29 protein-coding genes and 1 pseudogene are annotated in these 22,303 nt (G+C 35.3%); 7 read left to right on the top strand and 23 right to left on the bottom strand.

Annotation, left to right across the window (positions count from 1 at the left end; genetic code table 11):
- Positions 1 to 56: 56 nt before the first annotated feature.
- The 3 genes from gcvPB to gcvT are packed head-to-tail and all read right to left on the bottom strand — an operon-like array spanning position 57 to position 3,993.
- Positions 57 to 1,532, bottom strand: coding sequence for an aminomethyl-transferring glycine dehydrogenase subunit 2 (gcvPB, locus tag AC1DIT_RS08115; RefSeq protein ID WP_016116301.1), 1,476 nt, complete (start codon positions 1,530 to 1,532; stop codon positions 57 to 59).
- Complete coding sequence (gcvPA, locus tag AC1DIT_RS08110; RefSeq protein WP_016116302.1) at positions 1,529 to 2,872, bottom strand: aminomethyl-transferring glycine dehydrogenase subunit 1; 1,344 nt, start codon at positions 2,870 to 2,872, stop codon at positions 1,529 to 1,531. Before gcvPA ends, gcvPB begins: the two co-directional genes overlap by 4 nt.
- 20 nt (positions 2,873 to 2,892) lie before the next feature.
- Positions 2,893 to 3,993: a glycine cleavage system aminomethyltransferase GcvT gene (gcvT, locus tag AC1DIT_RS08105; protein ID WP_016116303.1), complete on the bottom strand. Its 1,101-nt coding sequence runs from the start codon at positions 3,991 to 3,993 to the stop codon at positions 2,893 to 2,895.
- A 350-nt stretch (positions 3,994 to 4,343) separates the two neighbouring features.
- On the opposite strand from gcvT, the gene AC1DIT_RS08100 reads away from it, so the two are divergent.
- Together AC1DIT_RS08100 and AC1DIT_RS08095 are read left to right on the top strand one after the other, a co-directional pair.
- Complete coding sequence (locus AC1DIT_RS08100; RefSeq protein ID WP_016116304.1) at positions 4,344 to 6,026, top strand: DEAD/DEAH box helicase; 1,683 nt, start codon at positions 4,344 to 4,346, stop codon at positions 6,024 to 6,026.
- Positions 6,013 to 6,807 (top strand): YqhG family protein, encoded by a 795-nt coding sequence (locus tag AC1DIT_RS08095; RefSeq protein ID WP_016116305.1) that lies wholly within the window; start codon positions 6,013 to 6,015, stop codon positions 6,805 to 6,807. The genes AC1DIT_RS08100 and AC1DIT_RS08095 overlap by 14 nt, the downstream gene beginning before the upstream one ends.
- 32 nt (positions 6,808 to 6,839) lie before the next feature.
- Here AC1DIT_RS08095 and AC1DIT_RS08090 read toward each other — a convergent pair whose 3' ends face one another.
- The 4 genes from AC1DIT_RS08090 to AC1DIT_RS08075 all read right to left on the bottom strand — a co-directional run bounded on the left by AC1DIT_RS08090 (position 6,840) and on the right by AC1DIT_RS08075 (position 8,573).
- A complete protein-coding gene (locus tag AC1DIT_RS08090) occupies positions 6,840 to 6,986 on the bottom strand; it encodes a hypothetical protein (protein ID WP_016116306.1) in 147 nt (48 codons plus the stop codon).
- Positions 6,987 to 7,078: 92 nt separating this feature from the next.
- Positions 7,079 to 7,306, bottom strand: coding sequence for a hypothetical protein (locus AC1DIT_RS08085; RefSeq protein WP_016116307.1), 228 nt, complete (start codon positions 7,304 to 7,306; stop codon positions 7,079 to 7,081).
- Positions 7,307 to 7,549: 243 nt separating this feature from the next.
- Positions 7,550 to 8,002, bottom strand: a complete 453-nt coding sequence (locus AC1DIT_RS08080; protein WP_016116308.1) for a TlpA disulfide reductase family protein — start codon at positions 8,000 to 8,002, stop codon at positions 7,550 to 7,552.
- Between the two features lie 28 nt (positions 8,003 to 8,030).
- Positions 8,031 to 8,573 (bottom strand): peroxiredoxin, encoded by a 543-nt coding sequence (locus AC1DIT_RS08075; protein WP_016116309.1) that lies wholly within the window; start codon positions 8,571 to 8,573, stop codon positions 8,031 to 8,033.
- Positions 8,574 to 8,770: 197 nt separating this feature from the next.
- On the opposite strand from AC1DIT_RS08075, the gene AC1DIT_RS08070 reads away from it, so the two are divergent.
- Positions 8,771 to 9,403, top strand: a complete 633-nt coding sequence (locus AC1DIT_RS08070; RefSeq protein WP_016116310.1) for a VC0807 family protein — start codon at positions 8,771 to 8,773, stop codon at positions 9,401 to 9,403.
- Between the two features lie 164 nt (positions 9,404 to 9,567).
- Here the strand turns inward: AC1DIT_RS08070 and AC1DIT_RS08065 are convergent, their stop codons facing one another.
- From AC1DIT_RS08065 to comGA, 9 genes and pseudogenes are all read right to left on the bottom strand, one after another.
- Positions 9,568 to 9,768: a YqzE family protein gene (locus AC1DIT_RS08065; protein ID WP_016116311.1), complete on the bottom strand. Its 201-nt coding sequence runs from the start codon at positions 9,766 to 9,768 to the stop codon at positions 9,568 to 9,570.
- Positions 9,769 to 9,803: 35 nt separating this feature from the next.
- Entirely contained in the window at positions 9,804 to 10,301 is a 498-nt protein-coding gene (locus tag AC1DIT_RS08060) for a shikimate kinase (RefSeq protein WP_003200427.1), read from the bottom strand.
- Between the two features lie 156 nt (positions 10,302 to 10,457).
- A complete protein-coding gene (gene comGG, locus AC1DIT_RS08055) occupies positions 10,458 to 10,832 on the bottom strand; it encodes a competence type IV pilus minor pilin ComGG (protein WP_016116312.1) in 375 nt (124 codons plus the stop codon).
- On the bottom strand, positions 10,829 to 11,380 hold the full coding sequence (comGF, locus tag AC1DIT_RS08050) for a competence type IV pilus minor pilin ComGF (RefSeq protein ID WP_016116313.1): 552 nt from the start codon (positions 11,378 to 11,380) through the stop codon (positions 10,829 to 10,831). Before comGF ends, comGG begins: the two co-directional genes overlap by 4 nt.
- Complete coding sequence (gene comGE, locus AC1DIT_RS08045) at positions 11,277 to 11,594, bottom strand: competence type IV pilus minor pilin ComGE (protein ID WP_229161846.1); 318 nt, start codon at positions 11,592 to 11,594, stop codon at positions 11,277 to 11,279. Before comGE ends, comGF begins: the two co-directional genes overlap by 104 nt.
- Positions 11,575 to 12,018, bottom strand: a pseudogene (comGD, locus tag AC1DIT_RS08040) (competence type IV pilus minor pilin ComGD); the annotation flags it as partial. The pseudogene comGD and the gene comGE, both read right to left, overlap by 20 nt.
- A complete protein-coding gene (gene comGC, locus AC1DIT_RS08035) occupies positions 12,015 to 12,317 on the bottom strand; it encodes a competence type IV pilus major pilin ComGC (protein WP_003200417.1) in 303 nt (100 codons plus the stop codon). The gene comGC and the pseudogene comGD, both read right to left, overlap by 4 nt.
- A 12-nt stretch (positions 12,318 to 12,329) precedes the next feature.
- The gene (gene comGB / locus AC1DIT_RS08030) at positions 12,330 to 13,370 is read right to left on the bottom strand and encodes a competence type IV pilus assembly protein ComGB (protein ID WP_033671459.1); all 1,041 of its coding nucleotides are present in this window, start codon (positions 13,368 to 13,370) and stop codon (positions 12,330 to 12,332) included.
- Positions 13,357 to 14,400 (bottom strand): competence type IV pilus ATPase ComGA, encoded by a 1,044-nt coding sequence (gene comGA, locus AC1DIT_RS08025; RefSeq protein WP_016116316.1) that lies wholly within the window; start codon positions 14,398 to 14,400, stop codon positions 13,357 to 13,359. The genes comGB and comGA overlap by 14 nt, the downstream gene beginning before the upstream one ends.
- A gap of 205 nt (positions 14,401 to 14,605) precedes the next feature.
- Between comGA and AC1DIT_RS08020 the strand changes: the two genes are divergently transcribed.
- The 3 genes from AC1DIT_RS08020 to AC1DIT_RS08010 all read left to right on the top strand — a co-directional run bounded on the left by AC1DIT_RS08020 (position 14,606) and on the right by AC1DIT_RS08010 (position 17,186).
- On the top strand, positions 14,606 to 15,301 hold the full coding sequence (locus AC1DIT_RS08020) for a helix-turn-helix transcriptional regulator (protein ID WP_016116317.1): 696 nt from the start codon (positions 14,606 to 14,608) through the stop codon (positions 15,299 to 15,301).
- 139 nt (positions 15,302 to 15,440) lie between these two features.
- Positions 15,441 to 15,683: a DUF2626 domain-containing protein gene (locus AC1DIT_RS08015; RefSeq protein WP_006096019.1), complete on the top strand. Its 243-nt coding sequence runs from the start codon at positions 15,441 to 15,443 to the stop codon at positions 15,681 to 15,683.
- Between the two features lie 87 nt (positions 15,684 to 15,770).
- Positions 15,771 to 17,186: an L-cystine transporter gene (locus AC1DIT_RS08010; RefSeq protein ID WP_275857152.1), complete on the top strand. Its 1,416-nt coding sequence runs from the start codon at positions 15,771 to 15,773 to the stop codon at positions 17,184 to 17,186.
- A 59-nt stretch (positions 17,187 to 17,245) separates the two neighbouring features.
- Here the strand turns inward: AC1DIT_RS08010 and AC1DIT_RS08005 are convergent, their stop codons facing one another.
- The 3 genes from AC1DIT_RS08005 to AC1DIT_RS07995 form a co-directional block, all read right to left on the bottom strand.
- Entirely contained in the window at positions 17,246 to 17,740 is a 495-nt protein-coding gene (locus AC1DIT_RS08005; RefSeq protein ID WP_016133254.1) for a hypothetical protein, read from the bottom strand.
- A 28-nt stretch (positions 17,741 to 17,768) separates the two neighbouring features.
- Positions 17,769 to 18,593 (bottom strand): DUF4037 domain-containing protein, encoded by an 825-nt coding sequence (locus AC1DIT_RS08000; protein WP_016116320.1) that lies wholly within the window; start codon positions 18,591 to 18,593, stop codon positions 17,769 to 17,771.
- Positions 18,594 to 18,871: 278 nt separating this feature from the next.
- Entirely contained in the window at positions 18,872 to 19,087 is a 216-nt protein-coding gene (locus AC1DIT_RS07995) for a DUF3912 family protein (RefSeq protein ID WP_016116321.1), read from the bottom strand.
- A 235-nt stretch (positions 19,088 to 19,322) separates the two neighbouring features.
- Between AC1DIT_RS07995 and AC1DIT_RS07990 the strand changes: the two genes are divergently transcribed.
- The gene (locus AC1DIT_RS07990; protein WP_003200402.1) at positions 19,323 to 19,634 is read left to right on the top strand and encodes a hypothetical protein; all 312 of its coding nucleotides are present in this window, start codon (positions 19,323 to 19,325) and stop codon (positions 19,632 to 19,634) included.
- 38 nt (positions 19,635 to 19,672) lie between these two features.
- Here the strand turns inward: AC1DIT_RS07990 and AC1DIT_RS07985 are convergent, their stop codons facing one another.
- The 4 genes from AC1DIT_RS07985 to AC1DIT_RS07970 all read right to left on the bottom strand — a co-directional run bounded on the left by AC1DIT_RS07985 (position 19,673) and on the right by AC1DIT_RS07970 (position 22,287).
- Positions 19,673 to 20,164, bottom strand: coding sequence for a hypothetical protein (locus AC1DIT_RS07985; protein WP_016116323.1), 492 nt, complete (start codon positions 20,162 to 20,164; stop codon positions 19,673 to 19,675).
- A gap of 13 nt (positions 20,165 to 20,177) precedes the next feature.
- Positions 20,178 to 20,735: a hypothetical protein gene (locus tag AC1DIT_RS07980; RefSeq protein WP_016116324.1), complete on the bottom strand. Its 558-nt coding sequence runs from the start codon at positions 20,733 to 20,735 to the stop codon at positions 20,178 to 20,180.
- Positions 20,736 to 20,875: 140 nt separating this feature from the next.
- The gene (locus tag AC1DIT_RS07975) at positions 20,876 to 21,148 is read right to left on the bottom strand and encodes a DUF3966 domain-containing protein (RefSeq protein ID WP_033671461.1); all 273 of its coding nucleotides are present in this window, start codon (positions 21,146 to 21,148) and stop codon (positions 20,876 to 20,878) included.
- A gap of 80 nt (positions 21,149 to 21,228) precedes the next feature.
- The gene (locus AC1DIT_RS07970; protein WP_016116326.1) at positions 21,229 to 22,287 is read right to left on the bottom strand and encodes an undecaprenyldiphospho-muramoylpentapeptide beta-N-acetylglucosaminyltransferase; all 1,059 of its coding nucleotides are present in this window, start codon (positions 22,285 to 22,287) and stop codon (positions 21,229 to 21,231) included.
- Between the last annotated feature and the right edge of the window lie 16 nt (positions 22,288 to 22,303).

The following is a 22,303-nucleotide window of genomic DNA, read 5'->3' as shown; positions in this document are numbered from 1 at the left end:
ATTTCTCCACAAAAAAAGAACCCGCATATAGCGAGTTCTTTTCATTTTACATTTACTCAAACTTGTACAGGAGCTGGCTTTTGATAACGTAAAATCGGTTTACGTGCAGCCATTGTTTCGTCTAGACGTTTAATTACCGTCGTATGTGGTGCTTCTTGTACAACTTCTGGATTTTCTTCTGCTTCTTTTGCGATTTGAATCATCTTATCGATGAAACCGTCTAATGTTTCTTTTGACTCTGTTTCTGTTGGTTCAATCATAATACATTCTTCCACATTTAATGGGAAGTAAATTGTTGGTGGATGGTAACCAAAATCAAGCAGACGTTTTGCGATGTCTAGTGTACGTACACCAAGTTTCTTTTGACGACGACCTGATAATACAAATTCATGCTTACAATGTCTATCAAATGGAAGATCATAGAACGGCGCTAATCTTCTCATCATATAGTTTGCATTTAATACAGCATATTCTGTTACTGCACGTAGTCCATCTGGACCCATAGAACGAATATACGTATAAGCACGAACGTTGATACCAAAGTTTCCATAGAATGGTTTCACGCGTCCAATTGCTTGTGGACGATCGTAGTTAAAGTGATAACCATTTTCTGTTTTCTCTAAAATTGGTTTTGGTAAAAATGGAATTAAATCAGCTTTTACACCTACTGGACCAGAACCTGGGCCACCGCCGCCATGCGGACCTGTAAATGTTTTATGAAGATTTAAATGCACAACGTCAAATCCCATATCTCCAGGACGTGCTTGGCTTAATACCGCATTTAAGTTTGCACCATCATAATACAATTTACCGCCTGCATTATGAACGATTTCTGCCATCTCTAAAATATTCTCTTCAAATAAACCAAGTGTATTTGGATTTGTTAACATAAGTGCTGCTGTTTCTTCGTTCACAACACGTTTTAAATCTTCTAAGTCAACAAGACCGTGTTCATTTGATTTTACTGTAATTGTTTCAAAACCTGCTACTGTTGCAGATGCTGGGTTTGTTCCGTGCGCAGAGTCAGGAACGATAACTTTTGTACGGTTATAATCACCGTTTGCTTCATGATATGCACGGATTAACATTAATCCTGTCCATTCCCCATGCGCACCAGCTGCTGGTTGAAGTGTAACAGTATCCATACCTGTAATTTCGATTAAATGTTCTTGTAAGTCGTACATTAATTCCATTGCACCTTGCACTGTTTTTTCATCTTGAAGCGGATGAATGTGTGCAAAGCCTGAGAAACGAGCCACGTTTTCATTGATTTTTGGATTGTACTTCATCGTACAAGATCCTAATGGATAAAATCCAGAATCAACGCCGTGGTTACGGTTTGAAAGTGCTGTGTAATGGCGCATAATATCAAGTTCAGATACTTCTGGAAGCTCTGCATCTTCAGTACGGATATAATCGCTCTCAAACACATCTTCTAATTTCACTTCTTCTACATCTAATTGGGGTAAGCTATATCCTACGCGTCCTTCTCTACTCATTTCAAAAATAAGTGCTTGATCTTGGTTCTTCATTGGATAGCCCCCATTTCGTTTACAAGTGTGTCAATTTCTTCTTTTGTACGAAGTTCTGTTACTGCTAGAAGCATATGATTTGTTAATTCTTTATAATCACGGCCTAAGTCGTAACCACCGATAATATTCATTTGTACTAATGCATCATTTACTTCTTGTACTGGACGTTTGCAATCTACAACAAATTCATTGAAGAATGGTCCAGCAAATGTTACTATAAATCCTTTTCCCTCAAATTGGCGTTTTGCATATTGCGCTTTAGAAATATTTTGACGTGCCATTTCTTTCACACCTTGTCTTCCAAGTGCTGTCATTGCAACAGACGCTGCTAATGCATTTAACGCTTGGTTTGAACAAATGTTAGATGTCGCTTTGTCACGACGAATATGTTGTTCACGAGCTTGCAATGTTAATACGAAGCCACGTTTGCCGTCTGAATCCACAGTTTGTCCGACAAGACGTCCTGGGATTTTACGCATAAATGCTTTCGTTGTTGCAAAATAACCGCAGTGTGGTCCACCAAACTGTGTTGGGATACCAAATGGTTGTGCATCACCAATTACAATATCAGCACCAAATTTACCTGGTGGTGTTAAAGCGCCTAATGATAATGGGTTTGAAGAAACGATAAATAATGATTTTTGCTGATGAGCAATTTTCTCAATATCAGCTAATCTTTCTACCTGTCCAAAGAAGTTTGGATATTGAACGATTACGCAAGCGACTGTATCATCTACTTCACTTTGTAATACGTCTAAATCTGTTACACCATCTTTATGATCAATTTCAACAACTTCAAGATGTTGACCTTTTGCATATGTTTCAAGTACTGCTCTTGATTCTGGATGAACTGCTTTAGAAACAAGAATTTTCTTTTTGCGCGTATGACCAGCTGCTAACATTGCCGCTTCTGCTAACGCTGTACCTCCGTCATACATAGAGGAGTTTGCTACATCCATTCCAGTTAATTCACAAATCATTGTTTGGAATTCAAAAATCGCTTGTAATTCCCCTTGTGAAATTTCTGGTTGGTATGGCGTATAAGCTGTATAAAATTCTGAACGAGAAATAACATGATCAACAATTACTGGAGCGTGATGATCGTATACACCTGCTCCTAAGAAAGAAGCGTATTCTTTTAAGTTAGCATTTTTACGAGCCATATCAGACAGTTCTTTTAAAAGCTCTGGTTCTGACTTTGCTTGTTTAATCTTTAAATCCCCTTTGAAACGAACACTTTCTGGAATATCAGAAAATAATTCATCGATCGTTTGAACGCCGATCGTTTGTAACATTTCTTTTTTGTCTTCTTCTGTCATTGGAAGATAACGATGCAACATGAAATCTACCCCTCTCCCCGTTACTTTGAACGTTTGTAAAATGGTGTTGGAACGACTACTGCTTTAACGCGTTTATTACGAATCTCAATTTCTATTTCTGTATCAACTGCTGCGTATTTTACATCAACTAATGCTAAACCAATGCTTTTCTTTAACGTTGGAGATTGTGTACCACTTGTAACTTCCCCGATTTTTTCTTCGCCTACATATACAGGATAATGCGTACGAGGAATACCGCGTTCAATTACTTCGATGCCGACTAATTTACGAGGTGCACCGTTTTCTTTGTATTCTTTTAATGTTTCTTTTCCAAAGAAATCTGCCTCTTTATTTGTTTTTACTGCAAAACCAATTCCAGCTTCAATTGGTGTAATATCTTTTGATAGTTCTTGACCATAAAGTGGAAGTGTCGCTTCAAAACGAAGTGTGTCACGTGCTCCCAAACCACATGGTTTTAAGCCGTCTTCTGCTCCAACTTCAAGAAGTTTCTCCCAAAGTTTTGGAGCATCTTCACTCTTGCAGTAAATTTCAAATCCGTCTTCACCTGTGTAACCTGTACGAGATACAAGTGCAGGAGTTCCATCTACAAGAACATCATTTTTAAATTTAAAGAACTTAATTTCTTTTAAATCTTCTGACACAACTTTTTGTAAAATGCCTTCTGCTTTTGGACCTTGAATTGCAAGTTGTGCAATTTCACTAGAAACATTGACTACTTTCGTATTGCCAATGACATGACTTGCTAACCACTCGTAATCTTTTTCGATATTCGATGCGTTGATTACTAATAAGTAGTCTTCTTCACCACGTTTGTAGATTAATAAATCATCTACTGTACCACCATTTTCGTAACACATTGCTGTATATTGTGCGCCTCCTACCTTTAAGGTAGAAACGTCATTTGTAACAACACGTTGTAAAAATGCCAAACTATCTGTACCTGTTACTTCTACTTCCCCCATGTGAGACACATCAAACAGGCCTGCAGCTGTACGAACAGCTTCATGTTCTTCTTTAATGCTTGAAAATTGAACTGGTAATTCCCAACCACCAAAGTCGATTGTTTTTCCACCATACTTCGCGTATACATCAAATAGCGGTGTACGTTGTAATGTAATCATGTTCTTTCCCCCTTATGCTGTCTATGACAAATCAATAAAAGTTGGCTTCCCGTATCTAAACATTTTTCATTCAGAAAAGATGGGATATACGGAATCTCAATGTATTTTTTTATGAAAGCGTAAATAAAAAAGTACTTTCTTGGATAAAATACGAAAGATTCCACACATTTCACACCATTATCCTAACATTTTTCGATCTATTTCATCAATATTCTAGCATAAAAAATAATTTAGAATTTTTCATCCTTATACTTGCAAAAACAACTTCACCTTAAAATGTTAGAAATCAGGATTTTTGGTGAGGGATGTAACAATAAGCGTTTTAGTTTACAGAAGGTGGGAGAGTTTCAATGAATGTCGATATTTCCGTAGATCGGACATGGCAAAATAATTTCTTAAAACGAATTGATGAAGATGGCCCTTGGACAAATTGGGAACTATATGATTTAGCCTATAAAACAGAAAAATCATTGCTTGTCCCTACATTTGATGGTTTGCAAGCCCCTAAACATTTATCGCATTTCACACCGCTTCCTCATCAATTAGAAGTAGCACAAACTGTTATTGAACAAATGAATGGAAAAGCGATACTAGCAGATGAAGTTGGACTTGGAAAAACCATTGAAGCAGGTCTTATTTTAAAAGAGTACATGGTGCGCGGTCTTGTAAAAAAAGTACTTATACTCGTTCCAGCCTCCCTCGTTTCACAGTGGGCATATGAACTGAACACAAAGTTTTTTATTTCTGCTGTTGCCCAAAGAAAAAGCTACTCGTGGGAACAAGCTGACGTTATCGTTTCATCCATTGATACAGCGAAGCGTTCACCGCATCGTGACATCGTTTTAAACTTGGAATACGATCTCATCATTATTGATGAGGCACACAAACTTAAAAATAATAAAACAAAAAACTATGAATTTGCACAACGTCTTAAAAAGAAGTTTTGTTTATTACTAACCGCAACACCTGTCCAAAACAAAATTGATGAAATCTTTAATCTCGTTTCCTTATTAAAACCAGGACATCTAGGCAATCAATCTAACTTCGAAGAATATTATGCATCGAAAAATCGCTCAGCAGAGTCAGATGAAGATTTAAAAGCACTCATTAATAAAGTGATGGTAAGAAATCGGCGAAATGGTACAGGTATCGAATGGCCGAAAAGGCACGTTCGGACAATATTTGTTGATTTTAATGAGGAAGAGCAGGCTCTATACAATGCGATTGAAAATTGGAAAGGACAAGACGCTTTTACCTCTGCCTTTTCATCATTAACTTTGAAACGAGAAGTATGTAGCAGCCGTGAAGCAGTTTATTATTCACTCAAAAAGCATGTAGAAAAAAGACAAAAAGAAAATGAGAATTATATACCAGACCCATATATCGATGTTTTAATGGATAAAATCAATCATATTCCTTTTAATACAAAAGCAAACCAAGCACTGGAGCTTATAAAAGAAATTGATGATAAAGTCGTCATCTTTACAGAATATAGAGCCACACAAATGTATTTACAATGGTTTTTAAAACAGCACGGTATTTCATCAGTCCCTTTTCGTGGTGGGTTTAAACGAGGGAAAAAAGATTGGATGAAAGAGCTCTTCCAAAATCATGCGCAAGTGTTAATTGCAACCGAAGCTGGCGGTGAAGGGATTAACTTACAATTTTGTAGCCATATGATTAACTATGATTTACCTTGGAATCCAATGCGGCTTGAACAGCGAATTGGACGTATCCATAGGCTTGGCCAAAAAAATGATGTTCATATTTATAACTTAGCAACGAAACATACAGTTGAAGAACATATTTTGAAACTTCTATATGAAAAAATCAATTTATTTGAGCGAGTCATCGGTGAACTTGATGAGATTTTAACAAGAATTAATATGAAAAATATCGATGCACATATTCAAGAGATTTTCGCAGGATCAAAGAGCGAAGGAGAGATTCGAATTAAGATGGAAAATTTAACATCTATCATCGACTTTGCGAAGAGAAACGAAGCTGAGGTGCAAGGCTATGCAGCAACATGAAATTCATAATTACTTATGGAATTTTTTCCAAGCAAATGACTGTGAAATTTTGGGGCGTTCCCCGCATCTACTAGATGTACAATTAACAATTGAAATGGATAAACTATTGATGAATCGCCCTTTTTACTGGCACTACCTTGAGAAAACGGGTGGCATCCCAAATCCGATGCGACTTACTCTCATTACGGATCCAGAGAATGATGAAGAAGAAGGTGAGCCTATTCACTATGGCTCTCCTCGTCTGCATCAAATCTTCCAAACAACAAAAGAACTGGGATCCTACATACGTTTATTCGAAGAAGTAAATTCAAGTGGTACAACTCATATACCACTTCATCCATGGCTTGGCGTCAATGTAAAAGTATGTTATCAATGTGATCGAAAGAAAGATATGCTTCATTCCATCGGGATTCATCTTATTTCTGGAACAATGATTACAAATTTTCATGAAACACTAGCAAAAATTCGACTCACGCCAAAAATACCAGATTTTAGTTTTACACTTACTCCCATTATTAAGCCGCAAAGTGGATTACAGCGGATAGAAGATGCATTAAAAAATCTCATTGCAGCTGATGATCATACATGGGCTGAAGAAGCACGTGTACGCTGGAATCATGATTTAGCGCTTCTAAATCGATTTTACGAAGAAAGTGAGGAACTCCCCGAAAGCTACGAAATAGAAAAACAAGCATTACAAGAGCAATATGAACCGCGTATTACAATGCAAATTATAAATGGTGGGCTCTTTTATGTAACCGCTAATCATTTTTTTTCATAAGAAAAGCCCCTTCATATGAGAAGGAGCTTTTCTTATATTTTTCCATTATACTTTCGACCATCGTTATGTTCTTGTTGTTTCTTTTCTGTCATTCGCTTTTGATATTCTCTATCTTTTGCACTCACATGGTTTGCATCTGTTGGAAGATTTTTCTTCGAACGCCCTACACCATTACTCATCTTTTTCACTCCTTGCTCTTTTAAATTCCCCCTTATTTTCAGCTATAGAAGCATTCCTTATTCAATAAAATAAGAGAAGCTTTTCGCTCCTCTTATTCCTTCACATATTTCTGAAACATATCGTGTAAGCCTTGATTTACGAGATGAGAGATCTGTTCGTCAGATTTATGTGGATAACGATCACGCAACCTGATAGATGCTTTCACCATTAAATTTTCTAATACAGAACGGCCGCCTTCCCCATAAATAATTTCAGCATATTCTACAAGCCTTCCGTCCTCTAATGTTGCTGGATTATGATTGAAGAAAAATTTACTCATTGTCTCCACCTCTCTCTTTGATAACGTTTACATTTATATAGATTATTTATGTTATTTATTTCACAATATTGTATGCATGTATAGATGATTAGTTTCATTATAAAACAACATGACGATAGGAATAATGTATTTTTTCGTCAATTTTGTGAACAAATTCTTAAAAATGAAAGCGTTTTAATTATTATATAATAAAAAAGATTACCATGCTAGAGGCAATCTTTTTTATTTCTACTAAACTATAACTTACGCTTCGTTTGCTTCGTTTAGTACACGCTCAAGACGTTTGCGAAGCATTGGCATACCGCTGCCGCCTGCTTGGAAATGACGAAGTTTTCCTTCTTTATCAAATACGTAGTAAGCAGGAACATATTTATTTTCAAATGCATCTGTAATCGCATGTTTACTATCAACTAAAATTGGTTGAATGATATCGTGGCTTTCTGCCATTTTTTCAATTACTGCTAAGTCTAAATCTTCTTCTGAGCGAGGCATATGAACTGCTACAACGTTTAAGTGATCATCATACTCATCACGTAATTCATTTACTTCTGGCATCGCTTCTTTACATAAGTAACAGCTTACAGACCAAAAGTGAATTAATGTCGGCTTATCTCCAATTAAATCTTCACGCGTTACTGCGTCGTTTAAAATTTCTGTTGCACCTTCTAATGATGGCATTTGTTCACGTAATTTCATTTTATCTATTCCTCCTACGACTTATAAATTATAAAGTTTCTTGTCCTGGTTTCCAATTTGCTGGGCAAAGGCCACCTGTTTGCAATGCTTGTAATACACGTAATACTTCGTCTACTTCACGTCCAATATTGTTATGGTGTACAACTTGGTACATTAATTCGCCTTCTGGACTAATGATGAATAATCCACGTAGTGCGATTCCTTCATCTTCTAATAACACGCCGTATTCGCTTGATACAACATGGTTTGTATCAGCTGCTAATGGGTAACGTAAGTCGCCTAAACCATTCTTTGTACGATCTGTGTTAATCCATGCTAAATGTGTGTGTACTGTATCTGTAGAAACACCGATTACTTCCGCATCTAAATCTTCGAACTCATCGTAGCGATCAGATAGTGCAATGATTTCTGTTGGACAAACGAAAGTGAAGTCCATTGGATAGAAATATAATACTGTCCATTTATCATTTTTCATGTTTTCTTCTAAACTAACATTTTTAAATTCTTTATTTGGCATTACTGCACTCATTTCGAAACGTGGTGCTTGTTTCCCTACTAAACGTTTTGTCATATCTATATTCATCCTCCCGAAGCTAATTGAGATTAATTTCTAATTTGTAATGATTATAATTTTTATTATATACAAGTTATCAAATTAAAGTCAACACTAAATTAAAATAATTTTAATTTGATTGCAATTATCAATTAATCTTGTACAATATTCAGAAATTGTATTGTAAAATATATCTATAACTAAGGAGGCACAAAATGAATCAAAATAAGAAAGCTATATTCGATATTGTATTTTATCTCGTCTTCCCTTTTCTCATTTGGAAATTTGCAAAAACACATATTGATCCTTATTATGCAATGCTTATTTCCTCAGTACCGGGAATTCTTTATACACTGTACTGCTTTAAGAAAGAAAAGCAGTTCAACGTTACAGGGTTCTTTATTCTTATTACCCTTATTGCTAACACGACAGTAGACTTACTATCTGGTTCTGCTGAGAGAATGCTATGGAATGACGCATATTATCATATCGTACTCGGATGCATTGTCATCTGTACAATCTTTATTAAAAAACCACTCATGTTATATTTCGCAGCTGATATCGCAGCCTTGCAAGGACATGACCGAGATAAGAGCCGCGCTCTTTACCGTGACAAACGCATATATCCAGCCTTGCAATATTTAACACTATTTTTTGGTCTCCAATTCATTTTAAAAAGCTTTTTAAAAATCTATTTCATTTCTGTTTTTGGTGTAGAAGGATATGGTGAAATGAGAGCAATCATGACCGCTGTTGGCTGGGGAATTTCCATATGTATTGGGATAGGATTTGTATGGGTTAATAATAAAATACACTCAGTAACTGAACAGAAAGAATCTACACAATAAGTTAAAAACTATCACAAGAAATAATAAAAATCCCCCTGTACAATATGTGTACAGGGGGATTTTTATAGGTTTATCTGTCGAATCGATGACAAGTATACACTCATCGCAAAAATTGTACTATACCGCCTAGCATCATTACTAGCGGTAAATCATTCCAATTTTTATTAACTTGATTTTTTTCGTTTCTTCTTAACGTTTTGATAGAACAAAGCAGCGCTAAGCGGCATCATACCGAACCATCTATTTAAAAACGGCGCTTTTTCAGCACGGCGCTGCTCTTTCTTTTGCTTTCGATCCTCTTTTGGAGCATCCATATACGATACAAATTGTTGCGTCATAAAACGCACATAATCATTAGTAGACATATCATCACCTCTACTTGATTAGTATGTCCACTTTTTTACGCATTAATCTTACGCAGTAGCTCCCCCATAATCTCTTCCACACTTTTATTTGTCGTATCAATATATATATCCGCTTCTTCATAATATGCCCGGCGGTTCTCAAACTTCTCCACAAACGCCTCAATATTTTCTTTTTGAAATAATGGACGTGTCGTATCTTCACGAAGGCGCTCTGCAATAACATATGGATCACAATATAAATACACGACGGTTCCATTCTCTTTCATCCACTGACGATTCTCTGCGCGTTCCACGATGCCACCACCCGTTGTAATAATTACATTACTCGTTAATAACGAACGCAGCATTTCACTTTCATATTGACGAAATGCATTTTCCCCTTCTTCTGCAAAAATATCGCGAATTTCCTTCCTTTGCTTCTCTTCAATTTTTTGATCTGTATCTACAACTGGAATATGGAGTTGCTCACTTAGCATCCTCCCAATTGTTGTTTTTCCGGCTCCCATAAAGCCTGTTATGTAAATGGATTTCATTTTGTTACCTCTTTTCTGTCTGTTTAATTATTTGTATTATAACGAAAGATAAGCTAACGTGGTTTATTTTATATACTACTTGCACAAATTAATAAAAAACGTTTTGTTCTTAATTTGTTATCAAGAACAAAACGTAATGGTAATGTAACTTCTCCCTCATCTCTCTTCCACCCAATTCATAACTCTTTTATTTATTTTATCGTACTGAAAGTTCACTTTATAAGAGCGATTTTGTTTCGTCATACACTGCAATGCGACAAATATAATTTCATTTTCAAATACGTAATTCCCGCTCGCTTCACCATTTTCGTATCGAAACGAAAATACAGCATTTTGTTCTTTTTCCTGCAAATCATCCTTTATAGAGGAGACTGCTTGATCAGCAATCTCTTCTAACAAAAATTCTTGCTGCGCCTCCTTATAAAATCTTTGATCAGATTTCAACATATTTATTTCATATATAAAGAATGAGAATAGTAAGAAGAGAAGAATTAACGTTCCTGGCATCGCAAAACCATCTTGTTTTCTCATGTCTTCAGCTCAATGGGTGTGTAGCGCGTTGCTACACCGTGATACATTTTACCGCTTATATCTTGCACATGTATAATTAACATATGAGGTGTTAAGTCATAAGAAACCGAATTTACCTTTTGTAATATAATTTCCATTCCTAACGTATTTACTTTTCTCACGATATTATTTCCTAACATTTCATATGTTACATTCGCACCGTTACTCATTTGAAAAAGTATTAGAGCTTCTTTATTCTCTAACTCGACACCTTTCCCGGCTTTACTCTCTCGAAACTCTAATTGTACTTGTTCCAGGAACACATTCCATTCCCAACTGTTTATTTGCTTTGAATATGGTTTCTCGATAAATAAACTATGGAGGCGCGGCACAAGAAGAAAGAAAATAGATAAAAACAATAAACATAACATCATTTCTAATAACGTAAATCCTGCTTCTACCTCTTTACTTTTTGACATGACGACATTGTTCCATCCTTCTTTGTTTGGTATCTTTCCAAATTGTACAAACTTCTTCTCCCCGCCAATGTATCCAGTACACAACGCCATCTATCACCTCCTCTTTTTGCTGCTTTAGCTGATTTTGATACATATATAGTGCTGCTTCCCTCTTCAACAATGAATGTGCTTTATACCGAAATTGAATATTTTTTCTTTCTTGCATGATTAGGAGTGTTTGCGGAAGTAATAGCGACACAGCCATCATTAATAAACTTAACGATACAAGCATTTCCAGCATAACCGACCCTTTTTGACACTTCACGATACGTAAATCTTCCTCTCCCAAGTTGAAATACAATTTCATAGGTGCGCGAGCGATAAGAAAGTAGAATTGTACCAGCTTTGTTTATATTTCCATTTGCATTATAGGTCATTGGATTTGGAAAAGTATTCAAATCAATTTTTATATCTCGTTCATATTCCCGGATAAAAAGGGAACGCTCATCCCCAGACTTCCAAATACTGTACATATGTTTCTCAGGACTCCATCGCAACATATGAAGATTCCGGCGGTTTATAGCTAACTGCTGCATATACAAAATATCTTGTGAAAATTGCTTCAAAAACTGCTCTACCTTTTGCTTTTCATATAACGGAGCAACATTAAAGTAAGTGACGACGCTTAATATAGAAATGATGAATAAGACAAGAAGCATCTCTAAAAATGTAAATCCTTTTTGTTTCACGATTTACCAACAGATACTGTGCCGTCCTCACTTGAAATACTAATCGGTTCCCCTTTTGGACACGTTGTAGAAGTAATGTACTTTTCTTTCACTAATTCATCTACTGTTGGTATCTTATTCTTTTCTAATTGATAAGCTTGCACTTGCGCTTCGACAGATTTCACGTATGCATCGCAACCTTTTCCTTGTACGGAAGAGCGCTGTTTAATTACATTTGGAATAATTAATAAAAGTAATACCGAAATAACGACCATCACTAATAACATTTCTAAAAGAGTAAATCCTTTTTCATTTTTCATTTAAACTACCTCCTAAATAGAATTCATCATTTGAAACATCGGCATAATCATCGCTAAATACATAAGAACAACAATTATGCCAATACATGTAAACAAAAGTGGTTGAATAATGACTAAAATACGTTGAACCTTTCCTTCCATTTTTTCAATCGTTAATTCGCTATAGTCTCCTAATTCTGTCGCTAAGTTTCCGTTTGCTTGTCCATGCGCAATCACGTAAGACAGTTCCCTCTCGTAATAACCGCTCTTCATAATAATAGAATCCAACTGTTCTCCCGCGATTAATAATTCTTCAATTCGAGTGGCTTCACATTGAAAAAACGGGTGATGTTTTTGTTCAACCATTAACGTTAAGGCTTCTAGTACCGATAGTCCTCCTTGTAATAAGCCGCTTAATTGAACAGAGAAATAATGAGAATTTGTTAAAATAAGAAATGTTTTTATAAGAGGAATACGAATCATAATATTCATTCTTTGAACTGGGGGAAGTTTTTGTATATAAAATACATATATACATGTTCCTAAAACGAGGCAGAGAAAAAATCCTCCAATCATGTACGGGAGCATTCGAATAAGGAGCATAATATGATCGGTAAATGAAACAGAAGAAGCCCGCAAGGAACTATATAATGTTTCAAATTGTGGAAGCAAAACGAAATTGAATACAGCAAGTATCCCTAATAGAAAAAAAGATAAAAATATCGGGTAACGAAGCACTTTCATCATATCTTTTTGATGTTTATCTTTTCTATGCAGTAGTACACTTCCTTGTTGCAACGCAAAAGAAATATCCCCATGCCGCTGTGCATAGAATAAATAACTTAATATGTCTGGATGAAACATAAGTTGGTGAAAAGCATCATGAATGCTTTGACCATTTTTTAATTCTTCTGCAATATGTTGCAATTGAATTTGTTTTTGAGAAGATAACTGAAACTGCAGAAACTCTAATGCTTGCAAAAGTGAATAGCCCTTTTCTAACAATTCCCCAAGTCTTCTTAATAACAAGACTTGTTCATGTAATCGCCACCCTTTTCGTTCAAACATAAACATCCTCTTCTAAAAAGCCTAAGGCATATCCTTTTCTTATACATGATTGCAACGTTTCATAATGATAGGTTACACGCTCTCCATTCGCTTCACGAATAGCTTTTTTCAATTCATGGCCATATAACAACTCATAAACGCTTGCTTGCCGCACTTGCCTCATTGCTTTACATAACGGCGAACATTTCCCTTTGCAAAATGGACACTTCAATTCAACAAGACGCTGTGCTGCCACAGCAAGCAATGATTGCTCAATTTCTTGCCGCGTAATCCCATAGTCCATCAAACGTAACACAGCTCCTTTTGCATCGTTTGTATGCAGTGTTGTCATTACTAAATGGCCTGTTAAACTCGCACGCACAGCTACTTTTGCTGTTTCTTCATCACGAATTTCACCAACTAAAATAATATCAGGATCATGGCGCAAAATCGCTTTTAAACCAGTTGTATACGTGATACCTGCTTTTTCATTAATCTGAATTTGTAACAAGCCATCCTTTCTCTTTTCGATCGGATCCTCAAGTGTAACAATACGACGTGTTTGTCCCTTTTTGGCTACCTCTAACAAAGCATACATTGTCGTTGTTTTCCCAGATCCTGTCGGCCCAGTAAACACGAGTAATCCATGAGAATGATGTACAAAAGAGAGAAGTGTTTTTGCCGAGCTTGGAAATAAAGAGAGATGGGAAAGTGGTTGAACCGACGCTTGCAAGTGTAAACGAATGACGAGACTTTCTAAATACACAGTTGGTAGTGTAGAAAGACGCAAGTGCACTTCTTGCCCATCAATTTGTAAATACAATGATCCATTTTGTGGCTTACGTCTCTCCCCTATATCCATAGATGCTAAAAATTTAAAATGCGAAACAAGTCTTTCTCCAAATTCTTTTCCAATACAATGCTTCGTTACTAAATCTTTTCCAATGCGCAATTGTATGACTGCATCTGCTTGTCGCGGCACGATATGTAAATCGGATGCCTGTAATGCACATGCTTCCTTCATAATTGTATTGGCAAAATGTTCAACACCATTCATAATGATCTCCTCCTCACTATGTATATATCATGCGGAAATATAAAAGAAAAATAGCGACTTTCGTATTTTCAACAGAGAAAAAGGGGAAAATATGTTTGTGAAATTATGAACAATTTCTGAATTATTGCCTAAAATTAACTATAAGCAACTTTATCTGTATTATAATGTTATTATCTTGGATAAAGTGATAAAGGTGGAGATCCTCATGGAACAAGCTTTAAAAATTACAGGTGTACTATCTGATCCAACTCGTTATTATATTTATAAATATATTTCTCAAAAACATAGTCACGTAACTGTACAAGAAATCGCAGATGAATTTAATATCCATCCAAACGTAGCACGTCTACATTTATCAAAATTAGAAGATGTCAATATGTTGCGATCTGAAACAAAGAAAACGGGAAAAGGTGGCAGACCAAGCAGATTCTATGTATTATCTGAAGACTTAATTCAGCTGCAATTCCCATTTCGCGATTATCAATTATTAGCGAAAATCGCTTTCAATTCATTACTTAGCCTTGGCGTGGCCGGTGAAAAGGTACTATACGAAACAGGCAAACAATTTGGTAAAGAATTAATGGAACAACATATGCAGCGTTTAAATGTCAATGAAGATTCATTAACATTAGAACATAAAGTACAAATTGCAAAAGAAGCATTATCAACTGCTGGCCTATCCCCTTCATTTGAATTAAGCACAGATGGTACACAAATTTTCTATGACGTGTACAATTGCCCATTCAAAGAAGTTGCTGTCCATCATCCTGAAGAAGTTTGCCATATGCATAGCGATATGATGAAGGGGATTTTTGGAATCCTATTCCCGAGCATGGAATTAACACGACATGATACTTTATTAGACGGATGTAAATCTTGTAACTACAAAGTTCAGCTATAACTTGTTTTCATATGAAATTGTGTCAAAAAGAAGTCAATTTGATTTGGCTTCTTTTCTTTTTTCGCAAATATTTACAATAGTAAGAAAAATAAACTATAATGAAGAGAGGTTTACTTTTTTAGAAAAGGAGGGAGATTGCATGGAGCGCATGTTTCGCGTTCTCGGCTTTTGGACTGGAATTTTCTCGGTTATGTTTTACTTAGGGGATATGCACGCAACTGCACTATTATTTTTAGGACAAACAGGATTCTTCGTACTTTTAAGCTATTTAAAATTAACAGAGCGTATGTATATATACGTATTCGGGGCATATTTAACTGTTTTCTTCATTGGGTTTACATACTATACAACATTTCTACTTGTCCCTGGCGCTGGGCATTAAAAAGATGGCAAATTGCCATCTTTTTTTATTTTCTCTAATTACCTAGTTGACTTATAGGTTTTATTGAAATATATTCTATATAACAGATTGGAATTAGGGGGAATCATCATGCATACACTGCTAGTCGGTATTAACATAGCGGTCATGCTCGTATTAGTTGGCATATTGTATTATATGCAGCGCAAGCATGTATCATTTAATAAACGCGTATTTACTGCTTTAGGGATCGGAATTGTATTTGGCCTTATCTTACAATTTATCTATGAACCTACTTCTAAAATCATCGTGGATTCGAATAACTGGTTTAGCTTAATTGGTAGTGGTTACGTGAAATTACTACAAATGATCGTTATGCCACTTATTCTAGTTTCTATTATCTCAGCATTTACAAAGTTAAAATTAACAAGTAATCTTGGTAAAATTAGCGGACTTATTATTGGAATTTTAATTCTTACAACTGGAATCGCTGCAGCTGTTGGTATCGCAGCAAGCGCAGGGTTTGACGTTCAAGCAACTGGCTTACAACAAGGTGATGCAGAAACGGCTCGCTTAAAATTAGTGGAAGAAAAATTCAGTTCAATTGAACAAACACCCGTTCCACAAAAATTATTGGAATTATTACCTACAAATCCATTTCTTGATTTAACTGGTGCACGTCCAACTTCGACAATTTCTGTTGTAATCTTTGCAGCGTTCATCGGAATCGCCTTTATCGGTGTGAAAAGAAAATATCCAGAACAAGCAGAGTTATTTAAGAAAATGCTTGATGCTGTCTATGCAATTGTAATGCGTATGGTAACATTAATTTTACGCCTTACTCCATATGGCGTATTAGCTCTTATGACAAAAACAGTCGCTGGTAGTGATGTAAGTGCCATTTTAAAACTCGGTAACTTTGTTTTAGCATCTTACGTAGCACTTATCGTTATGTTTGTTATTCACTTATTATTAATTGCTCTTTCTGGTTTAAATCCAATTCAATATTTGAAAAAGGTATTCCCAGTATTAACATTCGCCTTCACTTCTCGTTCTAGTGCAGGTACAATGCCACTAAATATTGAAGCACAAAAAGAAAAACTTGGTGTTTCAGAAGGAATTGCAAACTTTGCTGCTTCCTTCGGGGTATCTATCGGTCAAAATGGTTGCGCAGGTATTTATCCAGCTATGCTGGCGATGATGGTCGCTCCAACTGTAGGAATTGATCCATTACAACCACAATTTATTTTAACTTTAATCGCAGTTGTCGCTATTAGCTCATTCGGTGTTGCTGGTGTAGGCGGCGGAGCAACATTCGCAGCATTAATCGTACTTTCAACAATGAACTTACCAATCGGGATTGTTGCTCTTCTTATCTCTGTTGAGCCATTAATCGATATGGGTCGTACAGCTCTTAACGTAAGCGGATCAATGACAGCAGGTCTTATTTCTAGTAAATGGCTTGGTGAATTAGATCATGAGACGTATAATCAAGAGGATGTAAAAAGTAAGGAAGTTGCTTCGTAAGAAGGAAGAATTCTCATAAAAAGGAATGCTAATTGATATAGCATTCCTTTTTTTATTCCCTATACCTGTTTTAAAAAATTTAATACTATTTTAGGAACATCCCCATTTATTTGAATTCCTTGAACAGAACCTTTATCTACATCTTTTGCGATTATAATGTTATTTTTATCATCTACCCAGACTAACAAACTTCCCTTAGAATCATCCTTAAAAATAACTTCCATATTAGCATGTACAGCATCCCTTGCTTTTTTATCTAAAGATATTTTTTTAGATGTACCAGCTTTGATTGCTGTAACAATTTGATTTACTAGATCTTCATTATCCGTTCCTGCTTTAGAAATATCATCTTCGTTTATATTTATTAATGTGATTTCTTTTATTTCTTTTTTCTCAAATACCATTAATGTTTCTTTTATCTCCTTTTGTTTAGCTGATGAAGAAGATTTTGAAGAACTTGTGATATTAGAACATCCAATTAAGTTCAAAAACACTATAACTAAAATAAACAAATACATATTTTTTCTAATTTCCTTCACCCCTTTATGAAACATAATATTTAACACCACCACTCTATCATCATTACTTCACATAACTAATCTGTTTCTTTTGCTCCCGAAGATCCAATTCTGGAATTTGTTTCTCTGCCAAAATTAATGTTTCTTTGATTAATAATTCCAATTCCTTTACGCTGTTTTCTGGATTTCCCATCAGGATATTCGTCATTTTCTCATAAAGATTTTCAGGTTTTATTATCATTCGTTCGATATTAAAAGCCATCCATTTAAATGCAGGGTGATTCACATACATTTTATTAAGGCCGAACAAAACACCGAATACATTCTTCTGTACTTCACAAATCACATCATATAGCATCAGCCAATCTTTTCGCCTTAAAAGTGCTTCGCGGTTATTCCAACGATTACTTAGCAACAGATTCTCTTCAATCATCTGTTTGGAAAGTTCTAAAGGATATTCTGCAATTCTATCTTTTAGCTTTCTAATTATTTCTTCTCCATGCAAGCTCACACCATCCTGAACGGAAGCCACAATACATTGTTTCTCATAGTCCGTTTCGTACTTATCGACTACATCTGAAATAAACTTTTTAACCGTTACAGTTAAAAAGTTACTTATTTCTAACTTAACTCCATCTCCCGTTAAATAGGATTCAGACCACTCTTCCTCTTCATACGGATGATATGACAAAATGGTCCCACCAATATTTTTAATAGGACCTCCGCGATCTTCATCTTCTGGCGGTGCTGACCATAAAATATGTAACTCTATATCTGAATTTTCATCTTGCCAGTTTCTTGATACGGATCCTGCCAAAAGAATTGTTTCTACTTTTGGATTTTGTTTATAGATTTCTGCCATGTCTATTGCTTTTTGCATTAAGTTCATTTGATTTCCCCCACGGTTGATTACCCATTTGAACATTTTATTGTAGCGTTATTACACTGTTTCTATTTATAGCTTAATGGAAATTTATTACTACATCAAGTAATTTTCTTTTATTTCTGAATATTACAGATAAAAACTTTCTTCGTTACCAAGTGTATAAACAGAAAAAGGATATATGCTCCTATATTGAGCATAATATCCCCATCATCATTATCTATTGATATAACCTTTTCAAGCACATAGTAAAAATAAAAGTTCCTCTTCACAGCCCGTCCCTTTTACAAATAGCCATTGTGTTCGCACCATTCATGAAATTGCCGCACATCTACCCCTACTAAAACAATATCTTTTAACTCTACATCGATGTTTTGGTCGTCAATTACAATGATAAAATTTGGTTCTGCTTGCTGTTCCTTCTGTTTTACAATTCCAATCCGATTCCGGTACGGCCCATCTTTTACATATGCTTTTTGCCCTGTAATATCAAAATCCAAGATTCTCACCTCTTTTACTACGCTCAACTTGAAAATACGTTTCCTTTTATTACACCTATTTCTGTATATATATGATGAAACAGTAAAAGAGTCCTTCCTTTATTACAATTATTTTTTCTTTGTTTCATTTTTATAAATTATACGTGAAAATTAGGAAAAACTGCACTTGGAAACGCTTTCTTAAATTTATTTCATGTTATAATGGAAAAGCAGAACTGCGTAAAGAGGGAGAAAAATGGATATAACAATTATTACAAAAGTAATCGAAGCATTAAAATCATATGGATTTCAAGATGTAACATACTGTGAGGAAACAAAACAATTCTTATTTCATAACCAAACCGATATTATGAGCGGCTATGCAGAAATAACATACAGCAGCCAATTTGAAAAGTTTAACGTGCAAATTCATCCGATTGAAACCCATCATCAAGCAGAGTTACAAGAAGTTGAAAAACACATTCAATCTTGTATACGAAAAGTCGAGTATTTAAATGCACTTCTTACAGGACAAAAAAAATTAACTGACAAAATTATTATTATGTAAAAAAGAACGTGATTATCTCACGTTCTTTTTCATTTTCATTATTGTATATTCATCTTCTCTTTCAATTGTAAACTCGTCACAATCTCTAATGCATCCATTGCTTCTCCAATTGTCATATCAAAAATTGTCTTATCCTCTATGTATGGAAACTGTCTAAAACGTTTTTCGAGCATTTTCACTGCATCTGATGTAAACGCTGCACTATCTATACCAAATTCTGTTTCAAGAAGAACGATCCAATCTAAGATATGAAATCCTAAACCATTTACAAATGAAATAAGTTTTTCTTCAGGTTGTGAAGATAGAAATACATAACGTTCCATTTCACTAAAGAGTTCTTCACCTAAAATTTCTGCGAGTTCTTCATCATGTTCACGATTTACAATTTCATCATATCCATAATCGTCTGCAAGTTCTTCTACTTCTTCCCCGTCTGCACAAAGTAGCTGACTACGCAGTGCACCTTTTTTGAATTCACTTTTTTGTATAACTTCTAAGAAGCTTGTTTCCCATCCTTGTTCTAAGTTCATATTTATAACTCCTTTATGCTTTCTTTATTTTTAAATATATATTTTGATTGCATAACCTTACATGTTCAGATAAACGAGACGCTTTATATATTTTACCATTCATATAGACATGTGGATCAATTAAGCGTTCCTTCCCACCCGAGTAACAAATATCATACTCTTGATTATTCTCTTCTACTATTACATTTGGATGTAAAGTAGCCAATACACTCGTTATCTCTTCATCACGACAACATTTCAATTTTTGAAGCACTGCCTCATCATCGCACAAGAAATCTTCAGTATGTATCACATGCTTTTCTAACGCTAGTTGCAAAACTTTTGTTAATACATGATAACTATATGAGCCTAATGGATGTAGAAAGAAATCAATTGTTTCTTTGTAATAGACTGTTGTAAACCACTCTGCCGCCTCTAGCGTACTAAGACAGATTTGTTTTTCATGGACAATTAATTGATTTAAAAATGTAAGAACTTCTTGTTTTGAAATCATTCCATATGTATATAAATCGCGAATTGTATAATCTATACGATCTGCGCATAGAGCTGGTAGTGGTTGTTCCAACAGCATCCATTATTCCCAGTTTTGAAGCATTTTAGAATCATACCCATATTTATAAAAACTAAAGGGAAACTCCTTTTTTATCGTTAATAATAATAATAATAATAATAGAGAAGGATTTCGCCAAAAGGAATCCCCACCTTCAAAACTTATTTTGCGTTTAAGTGGTGGGGCGCCTCATGCTCTTCTCTTATTTTTTGCTTTTTATCACTTTCATCGGCTAACATTTCTAACTCAGCTGTTATTTCCGATTTTTCTAAGTTTCGTTCTTGTGAAAATTTTCTTGAAATGTAAATAATAACACTACCAACGTATAGCACAAAACATATAATCAGAGCAGTATTTTCATAAAGACTCAGCTCCAACACAGTCACTCCTAATCCATTCGTATTTTCACGCTTAAAGAACTGGAATTCCCCTATTAAATCTCTGTTATTGTAACATAAATAAAGTAATTCTTCGAACCTTTCATTCTACTAAAAAAGACATGATTTTTTAGAAATCATGCCTCCGTAATATATTTCATAATGGTCTGTGCTGCTTCTTTTCCACTATACTTTTTTAATTCTTTTTTATACTTCTCACAATTATGATTTAACTCTTCTATATGCTTCATAAGGGATGTCACTGTTACAGTTTCTTCATATAAAACCGCTGCATACCCTTGTCTTTCAAACGATTGTGCATTTAAAATTTGATCTCCGCGGCTTGAAGCTTTCGGTAATGGAATTAAAAGCATCGGTTTTTGCAATGTTAAAAATTCAAAAATCGCATTCGATCCAGCTCGTGAGATGACAAAATCAGTTGCCCCTAACACATCTGGCAATTCTCCGTGCACATATTCAAATTGCCTATACCCTTCTATACCTTGTAACGTCTCATCTAGATTTCCTTTTCCGCATAGGTGAACAACTTGATAATTTTTAAGGAGCTGTGGCAATGCTTCTCGTACTGTTTCATTGATTTTCTTTGCCCCTAGACTTCCTCCCATAACCGTGATAACTGCTTTTCTAGTATGGAACCGAAGAAAGTGTAATCCTTTTTCACGATTTCCACGTAGCACTTCTTCCCTCACAGGCGAACCTGTATAAACCACCTTTTCTGTTGGCAAATGTTGTGCAGCTTCTTCAAACGTAACAAATATTTTTGAAGCAAAACGGAGTGCAATTTTATTCGCTAGCCCTGGTGTCATATCCGATTCATGTAACAAGACTGGAACACGATTTAACCATCCGCCAATTACTACTGGTACAGATACAAAACCACCCTTTGAAAAAATAACATCAGGTTTTAATTTTCTTATTCGTACATAAGCATCCATAACACCCTTCATAACGAGAAAAGGATCTTTTATATTTTTTAAATCAAAATAACGGCGTAACTTTCCGCTCGCTATACCATAGTATGGAATTCCTTCGTTCTCTATAATCGTTTTTTCAATCCCTTGATGAGAACCTATATAAGAAATATCCCAGCCCTTTTTTTGCAAATGTGGAATAATTGCTAAATTAGGTGTCACATGTCCAGCCGAACCACCGCCTGTAAAGACTATTCTTTTCATACCTCTCCCCCTTCTA

The organism is Bacillus sp. 05T22 (genome assembly GCF_056396765.1).
This window is presented reverse-complemented; position numbering and strand designations above follow the sequence as displayed.